Annotated in this window: 15 protein-coding genes; 3 read left to right on the top strand and 12 right to left on the bottom strand. The window is 37.1% G+C overall.

Annotated elements, in window-relative coordinates; translation table 11 throughout:
• The first annotated feature begins 32 nt into the window (after window positions 1–32).
• Window positions 33–2,270: an AAA family ATPase gene (locus tag AACT42_RS13345; protein ID WP_094182863.1), complete on the top strand. Its 2,238-nt coding sequence runs from the start codon at window positions 33–35 to the stop codon at window positions 2,268–2,270.
• Window positions 2,271–2,319: 49 nt separating this feature from the next.
• Here the strand turns inward: AACT42_RS13345 and AACT42_RS13340 are convergent, their stop codons facing one another.
• A complete protein-coding gene (locus AACT42_RS13340) occupies window positions 2,320–3,684 on the bottom strand; it encodes a hypothetical protein (RefSeq protein ID WP_094134178.1) in 1,365 nt (454 codons plus the stop codon).
• Between the two features lie 155 nt (window positions 3,685–3,839).
• Here AACT42_RS13340 and AACT42_RS13335 point away from each other — a divergent pair, with 155 nt between their 5' ends.
• Window positions 3,840–6,251, top strand: coding sequence for a RecQ family ATP-dependent DNA helicase (locus AACT42_RS13335; protein ID WP_094134179.1), 2,412 nt, complete (start codon window positions 3,840–3,842; stop codon window positions 6,249–6,251).
• Complete coding sequence (tmk, locus tag AACT42_RS13330) at window positions 6,251–6,865, top strand: dTMP kinase (RefSeq protein ID WP_094134180.1); 615 nt, start codon at window positions 6,251–6,253, stop codon at window positions 6,863–6,865. The genes AACT42_RS13335 and tmk overlap by 1 nt, the downstream gene beginning before the upstream one ends.
• On the opposite strand, the gene AACT42_RS13325 is transcribed toward tmk, so the two are convergent.
• The 11 genes from AACT42_RS13325 to AACT42_RS13275 all read right to left on the bottom strand — a co-directional run.
• Window positions 6,860–7,246, bottom strand: coding sequence for a hypothetical protein (locus tag AACT42_RS13325; protein WP_094134181.1), 387 nt, complete (start codon window positions 7,244–7,246; stop codon window positions 6,860–6,862). The genes tmk and AACT42_RS13325 overlap by 6 nt on opposite strands.
• Window positions 7,239–7,646: a hypothetical protein gene (locus AACT42_RS13320; RefSeq protein WP_094134182.1), complete on the bottom strand. Its 408-nt coding sequence runs from the start codon at window positions 7,644–7,646 to the stop codon at window positions 7,239–7,241. The genes AACT42_RS13325 and AACT42_RS13320 overlap by 8 nt, the downstream gene beginning before the upstream one ends.
• Window positions 7,639–8,313, bottom strand: coding sequence for a hypothetical protein (locus AACT42_RS13315; protein ID WP_094134183.1), 675 nt, complete (start codon window positions 8,311–8,313; stop codon window positions 7,639–7,641). Before AACT42_RS13315 ends, AACT42_RS13320 begins: the two co-directional genes overlap by 8 nt.
• A 14-nt stretch (window positions 8,314–8,327) precedes the next feature.
• A complete protein-coding gene (locus AACT42_RS13310) occupies window positions 8,328–8,669 on the bottom strand; it encodes a GIY-YIG nuclease family protein (RefSeq protein ID WP_094134184.1) in 342 nt (113 codons plus the stop codon).
• A gap of 2 nt (window positions 8,670–8,671) precedes the next feature.
• The gene (locus tag AACT42_RS13305; RefSeq protein ID WP_045592718.1) at window positions 8,672–9,853 is read right to left on the bottom strand and encodes a type II secretion system F family protein; all 1,182 of its coding nucleotides are present in this window, start codon (window positions 9,851–9,853) and stop codon (window positions 8,672–8,674) included.
• Between the two features lie 3 nt (window positions 9,854–9,856).
• Window positions 9,857–11,542 carry a GspE/PulE family protein gene (locus AACT42_RS13300; protein ID WP_094134185.1) on the bottom strand — a complete coding sequence of 562 codons (1,686 nt, stop codon included), beginning with the start codon at window positions 11,540–11,542 and terminating at the stop codon, window positions 9,857–9,859.
• Window positions 11,539–13,140: a hypothetical protein gene (locus tag AACT42_RS13295; RefSeq protein ID WP_094134186.1), complete on the bottom strand. Its 1,602-nt coding sequence runs from the start codon at window positions 13,138–13,140 to the stop codon at window positions 11,539–11,541. Before AACT42_RS13295 ends, AACT42_RS13300 begins: the two co-directional genes overlap by 4 nt.
• Window positions 13,141–13,147: 7 nt before the next feature.
• Window positions 13,148–13,606, bottom strand: a complete 459-nt coding sequence (locus AACT42_RS13290) for a hypothetical protein (protein ID WP_094182862.1) — start codon at window positions 13,604–13,606, stop codon at window positions 13,148–13,150.
• Window positions 13,607–13,608: 2 nt separating this feature from the next.
• Window positions 13,609–13,827, bottom strand: coding sequence for a hypothetical protein (locus AACT42_RS13285; RefSeq protein ID WP_038129273.1), 219 nt, complete (start codon window positions 13,825–13,827; stop codon window positions 13,609–13,611).
• A gap of 77 nt (window positions 13,828–13,904) precedes the next feature.
• Complete coding sequence (locus AACT42_RS13280) at window positions 13,905–14,543, bottom strand: hypothetical protein (RefSeq protein ID WP_094182861.1); 639 nt, start codon at window positions 14,541–14,543, stop codon at window positions 13,905–13,907.
• Between the two features lie 77 nt (window positions 14,544–14,620).
• Window positions 14,621–14,965, bottom strand: a 345-nt coding sequence (locus AACT42_RS13275) for a hypothetical protein (RefSeq protein WP_176432225.1), incomplete at its 5' end; no start/stop codon positions are given.

The raw sequence follows: 14,965 nt of genomic DNA, 5'->3' as shown, positions 1-14,965 counted from the left end.
GCATAACAATAAATGAAAAAAGGTACGGGGTAATGTCATTTATCAAGGTAAAGGTTATTTCCTATAATAACATCAATAAAAATGACTCTTACATTTCTTTGAAAGTAAAACCTGTAGATGAAAAATCTAAAAGTTTTATTTCTGAAAATTTCGAGAGCAGCGGTAAAAGCTTCATTATACATACGAGCGGTAGGGCGTTTTACACACCTAGCGTAGATGATACCGTTGTTATTCGAGGCAAGGTTTCAGAAAACAATGATGGCTTTAAATATTTTGAGTTTAATTCAATTTTCCCTGCTCACTTTCTTGAAAAGTCCAATCCAAACATTCAAGAAATTTTAGAATCTAAAATCTTTGAATCAATTGATTCAAAAGATGCGCAACAAATTGGAGTTAAGTATGGAAAGGGGATTATTCCTATTCTTGAAAAAGAGCCAGAGAAGCTTGTAAATGATGGATTTAAACTAGACATCCAAGCGGTAAAGAGAGATTGGTCAAAAGCAAAAATGATTGCACATGATGTTGAGTTCATGAAGCAGTTAGGCTTTTCTTATGATGACATTGCCAAATTGTTTGATATTTTCAATGAGCACCCACACGGGGCTTTAAATGCGATTTCAAGAAATCCTTATAGGCTGATTGATTATTTCCCAATCTCTACAATTGATAGCTATATTAAGAATCTGTATTGGGAAGAAGATTCATATGCTCGCTTAAGTAGTATTGTGGACTTCTTTTATAATCAGTCAATTAGCGGTGGTTCTACGGGGATTTACCCTAAAAATCTATTGGATAGTGTAAAAGCTGAGGGAGTAAATCCACACCTTATCCTAAATCACATGAGAAGTGATATGAGGGTTGGTATTTACAATATGATTGGAGATGTTCTTCAAAGTAAATTACACGCAAGACTTGAAGAAGAGACAGCTCAACATCTTGCAGATTACCTTACATCCTATAAGATTGACGACTACTCAAATCATGACCCTGATGAGGATTTTCTGACAGATGAGCAAAGAATCGCTGTAAAGAATTGTGTATCAACAAAATTAGCAATACTTACAGGGGGACCTGGTAGGGGTAAGACGACTGTAATTAAAGCAATCATGGGTTTGATTAGAAAAGCGTCCAACAATACTCAAAAAATTGTTTGTATGGCACCTACCAGTCAAGCCGCAAAAAGAATGTCTGAGTCTATTGGAGAGGATTGTTTCACTGTACATGAGGCTATCGGATTCAATCATGATAGCGGGTTCTATTCAAAGGTAAATAAGCAAGTTGATGCAGACGTTATTATTGTTGATGAAGTATCAATGCTTGATCTATACGGTCTGTCTCGATTGATTAAATCGTTAAAATCTACAACAAGATTGATTTTAGTAGGCGATAAAGACCAGCTACCTTCAGTTGAGATTGGAAATGTAATCGAAGATTTGATTTCAATAGAGCAGGTGAAAACAAGCTACTTAACAACTCCAATTCGCTTTGGAGAGCACTCAGAGATAAATGATAACGCCATGCTTATCAATCAAGGGGAAACGCCTTCGCTTAATCAGAACCGTCATGGTTCATGGCACGTAATCCCTACTGAGAATGACTTCCAAACACAAGACAAGGTAATTAAGTTATGTCAGGGCTTTATCCCTGGTGAGCTTGGTATAGATCATTCTAGGATTCAGGTTCTGTCTGCGCAATATGAAACGCCTATCGGCGTAAATACGATGAATGAGAAGCTTAAGCCTATATTCAATCCTCCAGGGCGCAACTCGTTCAATGCTAAGCTTGGTGGTAAAGAGTTTAGGGTAGGGGATAGAATCGTTATCACGAAGCGAATCAGAGATAAAAACATTCCTAATGGAGCGGTTGGCGAAATTAAATACATTGACTTCAAAGGGAAAAAGGTAAGCATTGAATTCGATGGAGAAACTGTTGCATTACCTCTATCAATTGGTCGTCAAATGGAACTGTCTTACTCTAAGACAATTCACAAATCACAAGGTACTGAGTGTGACGCGATTATCATCCCAATTTCAAAAAGTAACAAAAGAATGCTGAATAGAAAACTTATCTATACCGCAGTAACAAGGGCTAAACAGCAGGTGTTTATTGTTGGTGATGTGAATGCATTCTTGGAATGTATTAAGGATGAAAACCAAGAAGAAAGAATCTCGTTCCTTTCTCATCGCATAAAAGAAAACATTGAAAAGAATCTCAAAATGTCCAAAGAGATCTCAGCTAAAAGTGAAGAACTTGGCGTTCCCTTCCAATAATAAGACAAATAAAAAAGCGCATCCTTGGATGCGCTTTTCTTTGTTTCGATTAACCACCGTAGGCAAGTAATTTAACGCCTTGGAGTATGATTAGTACAACACTTGAAGTTAAGAATGCTGCGGTAGTTAGCTTAAACACGGTGTTTGATTTTTGCGTTTCAATCAGCATGGTTCTGTACATTTTAATTGCTTTTTTGTACTTCTTAATCTTAGCTGTTAATGAACCGATTTTCTTTGCTTTTTGCTCATTGGCTTTAGATAGCTCATCTACTTTAGCATCATATGTAGCTTTCATAGCAATTAGCTCAGCATTTTGCGCTTCAATCTCTTGGATTTTTTGCGCGGAGATGTCAGTTGCTGAGATTTCACCACTAACAATCTTGGCTTGTAGTTCCTCTAGCTGAGCTTTGAAAGACATGGATTTCTGATCATATTGAGTAAGGCTTTCAGTCAGACTTTGATTGGTTATTTCAAGCTTACTGTTATTGTCATTTAGGCTTTGAACTTCTAATAGCATAGCCTGACTTTTCTCTCTTTCTTTAGACAGAGAAAGCTCAACTTCACGATGCTTACTAATTGCAACATATTCACCTAGAATACGTTCAATTTCAGCTTTATGATCTTCTTTAAGAGAAAGAATCTGACCTTGTAGCTTGTCTACTTCTTCTTGGTGCTTATGATTTGCCAAAAGTAATTTATTATTAATTTCTTCAATCACGATAGAGTGTTGAGCCTCAAGAGCTGCTTTTTGCTCACTTAGCTTTTCTGCTGCCAACATCTCATTTGCTTTAAGAGCAGTTGCTTTCTGCTTTTCTAGATCTTGAATTTCCTGCTTGTGTGCTAGTTTGGTAGCATCAAGAAGTTCATTAAGTTTAGAGATCTCACTTTCAGAATTTTGACTTTGGAATTCTAAAGTTTGAACTTTACTCTCAAGCTCACTAACGTTACGACGATGCTTTGCTTGAAGTTCGTTCTTTACATTAGTAAAAAAATTGTCTCGTTCTACATGATATTCTTCTTCACTGATTGGCTCTCGACCAATGAAGTTTTTAATATCATTAAACTGTTTAACAATCTGAGATTTGTCTGTTAAGTGGATAGAGTATCGTTTTTTTAGCATTGTCGCTTGAATGGTTTCAGCCCACTCATTCCAGTCCATTGCCAGACCAAGCGCAGAACCTGTGCGCGTAATGAACTGATGCATTGTTTGATGTTGTAAGCGACCAGCCTTAGAGCTTGCTGGGATAGATGCTTCTGGGTTTAGCAATTGATCTTCAGGCAACGAACATGCTTTAGAGACAATCTCAGAGACATGCCACCAGTCCATGATATTGATCTTATTCTGCAAGTCTGCAAGCTCAGATGCTACTATAGGGGTAACATTAGACCCGATTTCTTGTTTTAGAGCACTCATTTATTTAGCCTTATTTTTGGTTTTTATCTTTTTATTTAATTCAGAATTCTACAATATGGTAAAAGCTAACGCAACTTTTATGTATTGGAAAATCAGTATTAATACATAAAATAAATTGTGGTATAATAAGCAAATAGAATAAATGAGAATAAAAAATGAACAAAGATCCAAGTCAAATTCTTAAAGAGTATTGGGGCTATGACGGGTTTAGACCAGGGCAAGCCGAAATTGTTGATAATGTAATCAGCGGTAAAGACTCATTAGCCATCATGACAACAGGTGGTGGTAAGTCAATTTGTTTCCAAGTTCCAGCATTGGCGCTCGATGGAACGTGTGTGGTAATTAGCCCACTTATTTCATTGATGAAAGACCAAGTTGATAATTTGCTTAAAAGAAATATTCCTGCAACATACATCAACTCTTCTTTAGAGCCTCAAGAAATCTTCAACCGCGTTAGACTAACTGGTGAAAACGCATACAAACTTGTATACATGGCTCCAGAAAGGCTAGAGGACGAGAAAATGCTTGAAGCCTTGGCGAGAGCTAAGATTTCATTTATTGCAATCGATGAAGCTCACTGTGCGTCTTTGTGGGGGCATGACTTCCGTGCTGCATATTCTCGAATAAATGATTCGTTACAGAAAATTGAGTCGGTTCAAAATCGTAGAATCCCTAGAGCGGCGTATACAGCTACAGCAACTGAAAGGGTGCGCGAAGATATCCTTCAAACTCTTGGGATGGAAGATCCATATATTCAAGTTGGTAACTTTGATAGACCAAACATTAGATTCCATGTAAAAGAACCGAACAGTAAGACTGAGGCACTAACAGAATTGTTAGACCATCATAAAGGTCAGGATACAATAATTTATGTCCCAACAGTAAAGCTGGCTGAAACATTAGGTGCAAGCTTGAATTCAAGGGGGCTTAATGTTGGTGTGTATCACGGTAAATTAACACCAGAACAGAAAAATAGCGTACAAGATGCTTTCATTGAAAGCCGCTTGAAAACTATTGTTGCTACGAATGCTTTCGGTATGGGGGTTGATAAACCAACTGTCAGAGCAGTCATACACTTTAACATGCCACAAAACCTTGAAAACTATTATCAAGAAGCGGGTAGGGCTGGTCGTGACGGAAAAGATTCTGATGCTTACTTGTTATACAGCAAAAAGGATAGGGTACTAAATGAGTTCTTTATTGCAACGTCATACCCAACAATAGCGAATGTAATTGCTGTAAGAAATGCACTCTTCCAGTTAGTTGGTGATCGTGTTGATTACATGAAATTTGAAACTATTTCAGATTTTGTAGCGGAAAAGATAAGCGCATACGAAGTTCAAAGCATCATGAACATCCTAGAAGACCAGGGTGTTATTAAGATGAAAGGCTCTGAAGGCGATTATTTGGGCGTAGAAGTGTCAATCGAGAACATTGAGGCTCCTTTAGACTTAGACTACCTGCAAGAGCGAAGAAAGACCACACAAGCAGCGCTAAACACTATGGAGCGATACTGCCAAACTAAACTGTGTAAGCGCACTGCGATTATGAAGTATTTTGGTGACTCTCATCAAGATAACTGTGGTACGTGTTCTTCATGCCTTGAAAAGAGCTTGGAAGGGCAAAAAATCAGCAAGTACAGTGACGAAGATTTAAGAGCTGCCTTATCTTTGATTGAAGACACAAATGGTCAACTTACCACTCAAAGGTATGCTGATATTCTTGTAGGTCTCCAAAAAGAGTCATTAATTAGAAGAAACTACGAACAACTCAACCAGTTTGGTCTTCTAAAACAGATGACTACAATTAAGGTCAAAAGGCTAATGGAGGATATGATTGATGACCAGATCATCCACGTATCTAAAATGGAAGGCAACTACAAGATCACTCCAAAAGGAAAAGAGCTTTTAGAAGGTAAAAGCCAAGAAAGAGTGATCAGCGACTTTGGAACAGTGAAGAAGTCCAATGAAGCTGGCGTAATGAAAGTTAAGCAGATATATGACCCAGAGCTTTATAAAGTCATTCTTGAAAAGCGTAGCTTATTAGCAATGAAGAGGTCTTACCCTCCACACATGATCTTCAGCGATAGAGCGGCAAGAAAGCTTGCTACTATCAAGCCGCTGAACAAGGAATCAATGGCGCAATGTGATATCTCTGATCAAAGAATCAGAATGTATGGTGATGACATCATTGCGACAATCAGTGGATATATATCATTGAATAATATTGACGCTCCATTTTCCGACAATTCGAATGCTGGCAAAGAAGAGGCTGAAAAGAGTCCGAATTTGAACGTGGAACATGAAGGCAATGATGTTCATGTTGTGGAAACTTCCTCTGTTAATGGCTTAATGACATTGAGAGCAAAACTTGCTCAAACTTTCGATGAAAACGAAATGCTTATCTTTAGTGAGAATGTTGCGAAAGCAATTTCTGAAAAGATGCCAACATCAATTGATGATCTTACAAATTGCGGTATGACGTTGCGCAGAGCTAAAAAATATGGAAAATACATCCTTCAAGAGATTAATAAAGATAATAAAAAAGATTCGGAGCTTGAAATTTAATGTTTATTGTTATTGAAGGTGTTGATGGAGCAGGTAAAAGTGAACAAATATCAAGAGTTTGCTCTTACTTTGCTTCATTAGGTTTAGATGTTGAGATTACTAGAGAGCCAGGAGGCACTCCTGCTGCTGAAGCCATTCGAAGTGTGCTTTTAGACGATTCCTTTGAAGAGGTTATCCATAGTGAAACAGAGATACTTTTATTTTTAGCCTCTAGAAATCAACATTATAAGAACAAAATTAAGGAAAATCTTCAAAAAGGCAAAATCGTAGTCTGTGATAGATTTGAGCCATCAACCTATGTATACCAATGTATGAATGACAATAGTCTGTTTAGCTCATACAACGCCCTTAAAAAGGCGATAGGTTTTAAGTGTGAACCAGACCTTACATTCGTTCTAGACATTCCATATGAAACGTATGAGGAAAGAATGATTAGTAGAGGGAAAAGGAATAGACTTGATCCTAACGGTAAAGAGGATTTCGATAAGATTCGAAATAGATACAAAGAATACTGTTGGCTCAACCCACACGCTATTTGTATCGATGGGGTAGGAACAATGGACGAAGTGTTCGAAAGAATAAAGAGCCATTTGGATAATGAGAGCCGCTTATAGCGGCTCTTTTAATGCATTATCATAAAGATTATGGAACTGACTTATGCTCAATTTATATTCATTAAAAGTATCAAGCTCCCTTATGATTATAGGATAAAGCCTATTTTTTTGTTCCCACCCAAGGACTTTAAAGGTGCCATTATCTGCAATTAATACTTCATCAATAGCCATTATTGGTAGTCTATATCGGTTCGCATATTTGATGTATTCGTTGCGAATGAAGTTTTCGTATTCGGAAAGATTCTTAACCTTAATGGAGATTGATATTTCACCGTTTTCATTTTTGATATCAAATTTATTAATGATTAAGCCTGGTAAATTACGAACAATATCTTCAATTTTTGAAGTTTCATTCAGTAAAAATTGTACATCGCTACTCATTTAAATCTAAGCCACCACCAATAGAAACTAGGATGTATTCTTTAACTTTTGTTGGGTGCGCATTGAATTCTCTACCATCTGATGTAATTAGTCTGATGCAGTGTTCACCGCCATCCAAATCCAAGCCGATAATTTTCACTTCCTGATGAACGTCGGGATAGAAAAACTTGATTTTTAACCATTCCTCTTTGAATCCAGAATTTGCGCACCACTCAGAGTACGCTTCGCTCATGATCTGCTTATAATTTCCTTTGTATACTGAAAGATTGCAAATCATAACGTTGTTAAAGTTCAAATACGAAAAGTCTGGTGAAGAGTATCCTTTCTTAGCAAGGTAGTTTTTAATCGTGTCCTTTAATCCATCCATAACCTCTACGTCACTTTGATGCAAATTACTCATAACGGTATCTCGGAGTGTAATTTAAATATTGATCCACGAAATCTTTCTGTCTTTCAACCCAATAACTTTTCGCATCTGACTCACTCAAGCAAGCTTGCTCTTTACTTAGCCCTGAACGAGATAAATTGATAAATGCATCAACTTGAGTTGAAAGAATTTCAAATTCTGAAGAACTTACATTTTTGGTTAAAGCACAAATTTGAATTGGTAAACCGTCATAGCTAACAGGAGGCAATCCATTCTTAATTCGGTTTTTATTTACCATTGGAGTTTCTGGATCAAAACTATACTGCTCATAATTTACCATTTTGTCGTCTTGGTAAATTTTTACGCCATTGAATGTGACATTATCATCCCACTTACTTTTTAGCTCTTCATGCTGAGATGTCATTATATAGAAAATTGCATCTTCTACTTCATATTGACTGTGCTCAGTTTTTAATACAGAAAGAGACTGTAAGCTTGACAGAAGAAGTTCGTTTTCTTCTTTTGTGTTTTCAGCAACAATTTTCTCTTGTTGGCTATGTGGTTTTCTTAGGAGCTGGAACGCGCTATAAGCGTCATCGAAAACACCAACTTTGTCGAGTGAACCACCATTTGCGAAAGATGAAGCAGAGGCAAAAGCAATGCTTAAGGCAATAATTTTAGATTTCATATTACTTTTCATATTTATTTCATTTATTAATCAGGACATGTCCACACATTGTAATATCTATCTAATCCCTCATCAACATACAGTCCATTGATTTCTTCAATTACTGAAGATACAACAGCTTTTGCTTTGTCTAAATCAATTTCGAAAAACTCTCTAGAGTCATTACAACGATATGCATTTAGTCTGTTGAAAATTTCAGTTTCAGCTCTATATGATTCCATCACTTGGCTATAGAAAAGAAGAGTAAATGGGTAAGGAACGCTCGTATTAAATAATGAGGACAATCTGCCCTCAATATCTGTAGTTGTTCCTATCTTTAATAATCCAGGCATTGCCTTATTAGATAGGATGTAAATATAACCATCCATAATTACCCCAAGTCGGCAGTTGCAAACTGCATCATTGGTACAATGGTAAGTCCGAAGAGAACCGCGCCAGCTAGACAAAGGAATACAACAGAAACACCCTGAAGAATTGGTGCAAGCATTCTCACTCTCGCGCCATAGATGTTCTTATATTGAATCGCAATGGCATCGAGAGAAAGAGCAATATTTTTTCTGTCTTCTGATGATGAAAGTGCTGCAACATCGGTTGGGTGCAAAGATTTCAACTCCATAGCCCAGTCTCTACCAGCGCCGCGTCCAATAGCATCTGCTGAGTTTACTAGCTCCTGTCTTAATTGCCCCTTTTCAGCAACGCTAGCAGAGAGGTAGAGTGCCTCTTGCATTCTCACGTCTGATTTCGTTAGCATACTTAAGCCAAATAGAGCAATGTATGAGTTTTTAGATAAAGCGAGATCTTTGTAGTAAGGGATCTTTAGAATGATTTTATCTACTAAAAGTGGAGCAAAGTTTCTACCCCATTTATTCATTGCCCATAATACAAACATCATAAGGGCAAATGACCCCATCATTACTTCACAGAACTTACCTAGAGTAATCGCCCAATCTACATCGATAGAGTCACCAGCAATTACCATAAGGTCTGATTCAAGCGTTTGGGGACCCATATATCGTGTTGTACCAAATGTAATACCCACAGCAGAGAAAAAGCCCGTTAAAGCACTACCAATCCCAGCGCCACTTTCACGCTTAATTCGATCCATTTCGATTTCAAAATCCGCTGCATTTCTCAGGGCTGAGGCAGTATCACCGCCGATGATTCCCGCTTTGATCAGGGCAACTGTTGTTGCAGGGAACTCTTTTGGACCAAGAGACTCAATTGCATCTGGTAAGCTTTTACCTGTAGAAATATGCCTAAGAAGCCTTGATGAAATCTTTTTTATTTTTCCTTTGAATGTTGATTCCATTAAAGCCAAAGATTCAGAGACAGGCATTTTAGAGCCTGTCATCGCGGCTAATCGCTGAAGAAAGATTTGTCGGTCAGCAGTTTCAAATGCTGGCTCCCACTTGCCCATTGAGAAGGCTTTTTTACAAGATATAACCTTTCCATATGTCTTGGCAATTTTCATTGCATCAAGCTGGTCAGGAGCCTCAATCTCTCTAGTGATCAGTTTCCCTTTATGTTCTATAACGCATTTAAATAATTTCATTTTTTATAGTTCTGTAATGTGAAGGTTATCTTTTATTAATAATTGATATTTTTCTTCAAATTCATCTTTCCAGTTTGGTTCTAAATCAGAAAGTGACTCTTTAATTTCATTTATTTGATATGTGTTATATTCTAAGAATTTAGCACTTTCAGTCAAGCTAACTTTCTTTAGCATTCTACGCATTAACTCATATTCAAGCATTGAAAGACCCTTGTCACCAAATACACGATCAATCTCTTTGAAATTAGTAATGCTTTTTTCATACTTTAAAAATGCGTTTTGGATTATTGTTTTCCAAAGGGGTTTTTTCTCAACAAGAACCTTTTCAATTTCTTCATCAGTATTGAAGTAATAACATTCAGAAACGATTGTTCGACCTGAATACCCAGAATCCAAGCATTTAGGACAACCAGAGCCACCACATGATAAACAAAGAGTCCTAATCAGGGTTTGGCACAATACAGAGCGCAAGATATCTTTTAATTCATGTGGAGGAACGCCGATATCCCTAAATCGGTTAAATGCGCCTAAAATTGAGTTAGTGTGGATTGTCGCAAACACCAAGTGACCTGTTTCCGCCGCTTTAACTGCGTTACGCGCTGTTTCTTCATCACGAATTTCACCCAAAATTATGATGTCTGGATCCGAACGCATAAAGGCTTTAAGTGCTCTAGGATAGTTATATCCAACCGCATCATTCATATTACATTGAACAATGTAAGGAATTTGATATTCTACGGGGTCTTCAGCGGTAAATATTGCTTTTGATATCTTATCCAAACCTTTAACTGTAGAATTTAGGGTGGTGGTTTTACCTGAACCCGTAGCACCACAAATAAGGTTGATTCCATTGATCAAGCTTGCGCCTTTCTTCCACTCATTAATTCCTTCGATACCCAAATCATCAATTTTTTTATTGGCATTCTGAGGATCAAGAATACGCATTACGATTGTTTCACCATTGGTTTCCACTACGGTAGCAACACGTAAATCAACCATGCGACCATCATGCTCAATCGAAAAACCACCATCTTGTGGGATTCGCCTTTCAGCCATATCAATTCTTGATTTATCCTTTATCCTTGAGGTCAAGACTTGATATTCTTCAAGCTCACCTTCGTGATAAAGTGTTCGAACACCAAGATATCGTACTAAAATCGTGTATGACTCAACTTTAGGGTTTATGTGTATGTCAGATACACCCTTAATAATGCAATCTCTTAAAAGGCTTTCTAGAGTAAGCCCATCTTCATCACTCGATTCCCCAAGCTTATCCAGATAGGATTCAATAGCTTCCAGACTTGACTCAATAAAAACAATTTCTTGAGCAGGAAAGTAGGGTTTAAGTAAGAACCTAACTATGGCTTCATCAGTAAAAGTGCTTATGTAAACATTTTTAACAGTGTCTGCGGAAATTTTAGTTTTCGTCTTAACTAATATCTCAGTTGGGACATGAGCAAGAATTATTTCTTCATGCTCAAGACCGTCTAGAGAGATTTTAAGCATGGAATCAACATACACATCTTGAGATATGAATCCGTTTTTAACGAGGATATGACCAAGTTTTCTACCAGTGACGGAAGACTCCATTTCACTGGCTTTCAACTCTTTATCAGTCACTAAGTTATTCTTTAATAGATGCTCTTTTAGTTGTTCGTTTCTTGAGCTGGAATTTACTTTATTATTCATTGGTTACAGTTCCAATTACTTCTATTTGTTGTAATTTTATTATTTACGCTTTCAGAAGTTCCGCTGGTGTTACTAATAGAATCGGAGAATAACAATCCAGTCCAACATGTTTCAGATGTAATGTTAGCATTATCACCATAAACACCTAGACCAGACTCATCAACAATCGCTGTTACGTTTACACCTGTTAGGCTTAAATCCGTGCTTTCAGACAAGCCTAACTGACCACCATTTTTTAATGTTATTGCGTATTTACTTTTAGAGATATTTATATCACTACCAATTATATCCATTTTCCCTTGATTTACAATTGGGGAATAGCTTGCTTTAGTGGAAATATTTAGTGTTGATTTTTTAATTGCTACACTGGATGATTCATCGATAAAGATCGCTGACTTTAGATTATCCGTGGCTCCAGAAGTGATCACATTTACAGAAGAAGAGTTTATGTCTAGTTTAGATCCATCTAAAGAAACGACTATTCCGTTATTTTTTTTAACTCTGAAGTTTAATGTCGAATCTTTTACATTTACCTTGCCACTACTAACGCTCAAAACATTATCGTAAATGCCAGCAGTCATGTTTACGGTTCCATTAACAACAAATTTACTATTGACTGCGTTCATATCATTAATGTTGCTGTCTTCAACATAAATTGTGCTATTCAAGGCATCTATGTAGATGCCATCTAACGATAGGTCTTTTACGTATAGTGATGCGTTACAAAGTTTTATCTTTGCTGATGATGCACTTGTAAGCTGTGAAATGTTGGAACCATCAAAGGAACCGTTTAGATAAACCTTTCTAGGGTAAATATCTTTACTAAAGCAAAAGTCTATATCGCCAGAAACAGTGAATGTGTCAGGGTCAATCATTATGTTGTACTGGATTGCCGAACCCATTTTCCATGCGCTGGACATTGCAGATAAGTCCTGCGCATTTCCTGATAATAGAGGTATAGTTTTGGTGATTTTGTCATTGGAAGCCTGCTCTGACGAGATGGCTGTAACTATAGCGCCAGGAACTGTATAAATACCATCTGTCAGCTTAACTTCAGAGCAGGAAGGGGCATTACTGTCTTTAGAGTATGGTGAAAGAATAAGTGCTGAAATTGATTTTTTGTTAATTGAAGAATCAATATTTAGATTGGATTCAGCCACATACTTTTTACCATTTACAGTAAGCAATGAAACATTGTAAGTGCTAAGGTCGCCTTCAATTCTACCTGTTTTTACAGTTGCTGATTCATAACCAACACCACCAATACTTTCTCCAATAGGGCAGTATACATAGTAACGACCAAAAGCGTTTACTTTAGGTAAACCATACCCGTCAGGAAGCACATGAAAACTAATATCGCTTATTCCGTTTCCATTGTAGTCCTGCTCTAAGTTCAATCCGAATGTTGCGATCAGCCTGCCAGTAGTTGGATCCTCAACCCTGTCGTTTTCTAACGCAATGACCCATTTGCTAGTAATATCTTTATCAGATTGGGTGGAGTAAAGCATGTTAGTTGAATGTGTCATATTCATAAAACTAAAACCAATGGCTCCCACAAAAGCCATGAATATGAGCGCAAGCACCATCAAATGAATCATTACATTTTTACCTTATTATATATGTTATCTTTTTATTTACTGGAAAAGTTACTGGCAAAACTTCAGTTTTTGACCCGCAGGTATCTGAAATAATGAAGTTTCCTTGAAGCTCATCACCACTGATTGCCTTTAACATTTTCAGTGAACTTTCAGCTTTTATCTCTACATCGAAGCACAGCTCTATAGTCCCATTAACATGGTTGTTTTCAAACTGAGAAAGCGACATGTTTTTTGGTAGTTTTGGTTGAGAAATGATATCTGGTATGAACTGATCAGTACTAGTAGGGTATTTGCTGTGAATCATTTTGTAATTCATAACTCCAGACGAGTATTGAATCAGTGATGATTTTATTAGAGTCTTACTTCCAATATCATCTATAACTGTGGGGTTTATGTAGTTAGCCCCAGCAGTTAAAAATGCGGCAAATACAGCAATGGAGATAATCGTAATAATTAGATGCCCCATAATTAGATCGCTCTAGGCTTCTTTACCACTTTTGCAACTAGATGATCAGCAATTCTTGAAGGTCTATAGGTAGCCAATGCTAAACCCAGCCAGCCTGCAACCAGAAATAGCATGTCCCACGTATAACTACCGTAAGCAATGGCAGATAGTGCAAGGATATAATCCGATAAAATCATACCTTTAGAGTCTAAGAAACCTTTTAATTTTATTATTGCGTTCATGTAAATTTTCCAATATTTTTTATAATTAATTTATTTGAATATGTTATTTATTGTTCTTATTAATGTCAATGAAGTAATTAATGTTTTATCAATAAAAAATCGGCTTCTGGGCATAGACTTAAGAAATTTCTTGTCGTTTCGTAGTTGGACAATTTATTTTTAATGTCAGATTCTTTGTAGCATGAAAACGTCTGTAATTCATTAATAGATATTTTTTCGCTTGAGTACATTTTAATGAATTTTGAGATTGGAATGTTATATGAAGGATCCCCGTAACCACCCAAGCTTCTCAGTTCCCATTTTGACACATCGCTGTAAGGTACAAATGGTATAAAAACAGCTTGATGAGATAATCTTGGTAACAATAGACAGGCATATCCATTACAATTCCAAAATAATTTCATGTGTTTCATTTGATTAATTGCAAAGAACCTTTTATTAGGCGAACAGTCGAAAGTTTTTACATCAACTGACAGTTGACCTGGATGATTATCCAAATAAAGATCGGCATAAGAGTGTTTGCTTCCTCCACCTAAACTAAACATGTTGTTTAGTGAATTAATTTTTTCATTCTTCGATAAGTATTGATAAAACCATTTTATAGCGACTAGTTCACCTATAGACCCCATCAGATCATTGAGAATATTTTCATCTCTCCCACGGTCTCTAGAGGCGTTTCTTCTATGCTCATTTGATCTTAAGCAGCTAACGCCCATTGTTCAGCAGATATTTTTATCATAAAACCACCAATAAAAAAGGCCGCATATAAATGCGGCCTATCATGTTCAGACGATTAGATAGTCATGTGAACTTTAGCTTTAGCAGTGCCAGAGCTAACGTCGATTGCATCAACATCAACATCAGCAGAGCCAGCGCCAGCTACTAGGTTTTTTTCAGTGAAAGTGCCGTCAGCAGCAGCGCTACAGAACACTACGCCAGCACCGTTTTTGTTAACAGTCTTACAGATATCTTTAGTGATACCGTCATCAGTTTTAGCAGCGAATGGAAGCTCAACAGAAACGATACTTACAGTAGTAGTAGAAGCGTTTTTAGCATTGCCTAGTTCCCAGTTAGCGCCGTCAGCACCTACAGGTAGGCTTGGAGTAGAGCTTAGGTAAGCACCTTGAAGGTCTGCAAT

It is taken from the genome of Vibrio sp. V15_P4S5T153 (genome assembly GCF_963874485.1).
Taxonomy (GTDB): Bacteria; Pseudomonadota; Gammaproteobacteria; order Enterobacterales; family Vibrionaceae; genus Vibrio; species Vibrio anguillarum.
Note: the sequence above shows the minus strand (reverse complement) of the source record. Positions and strands in the feature narration are given on the sequence as shown.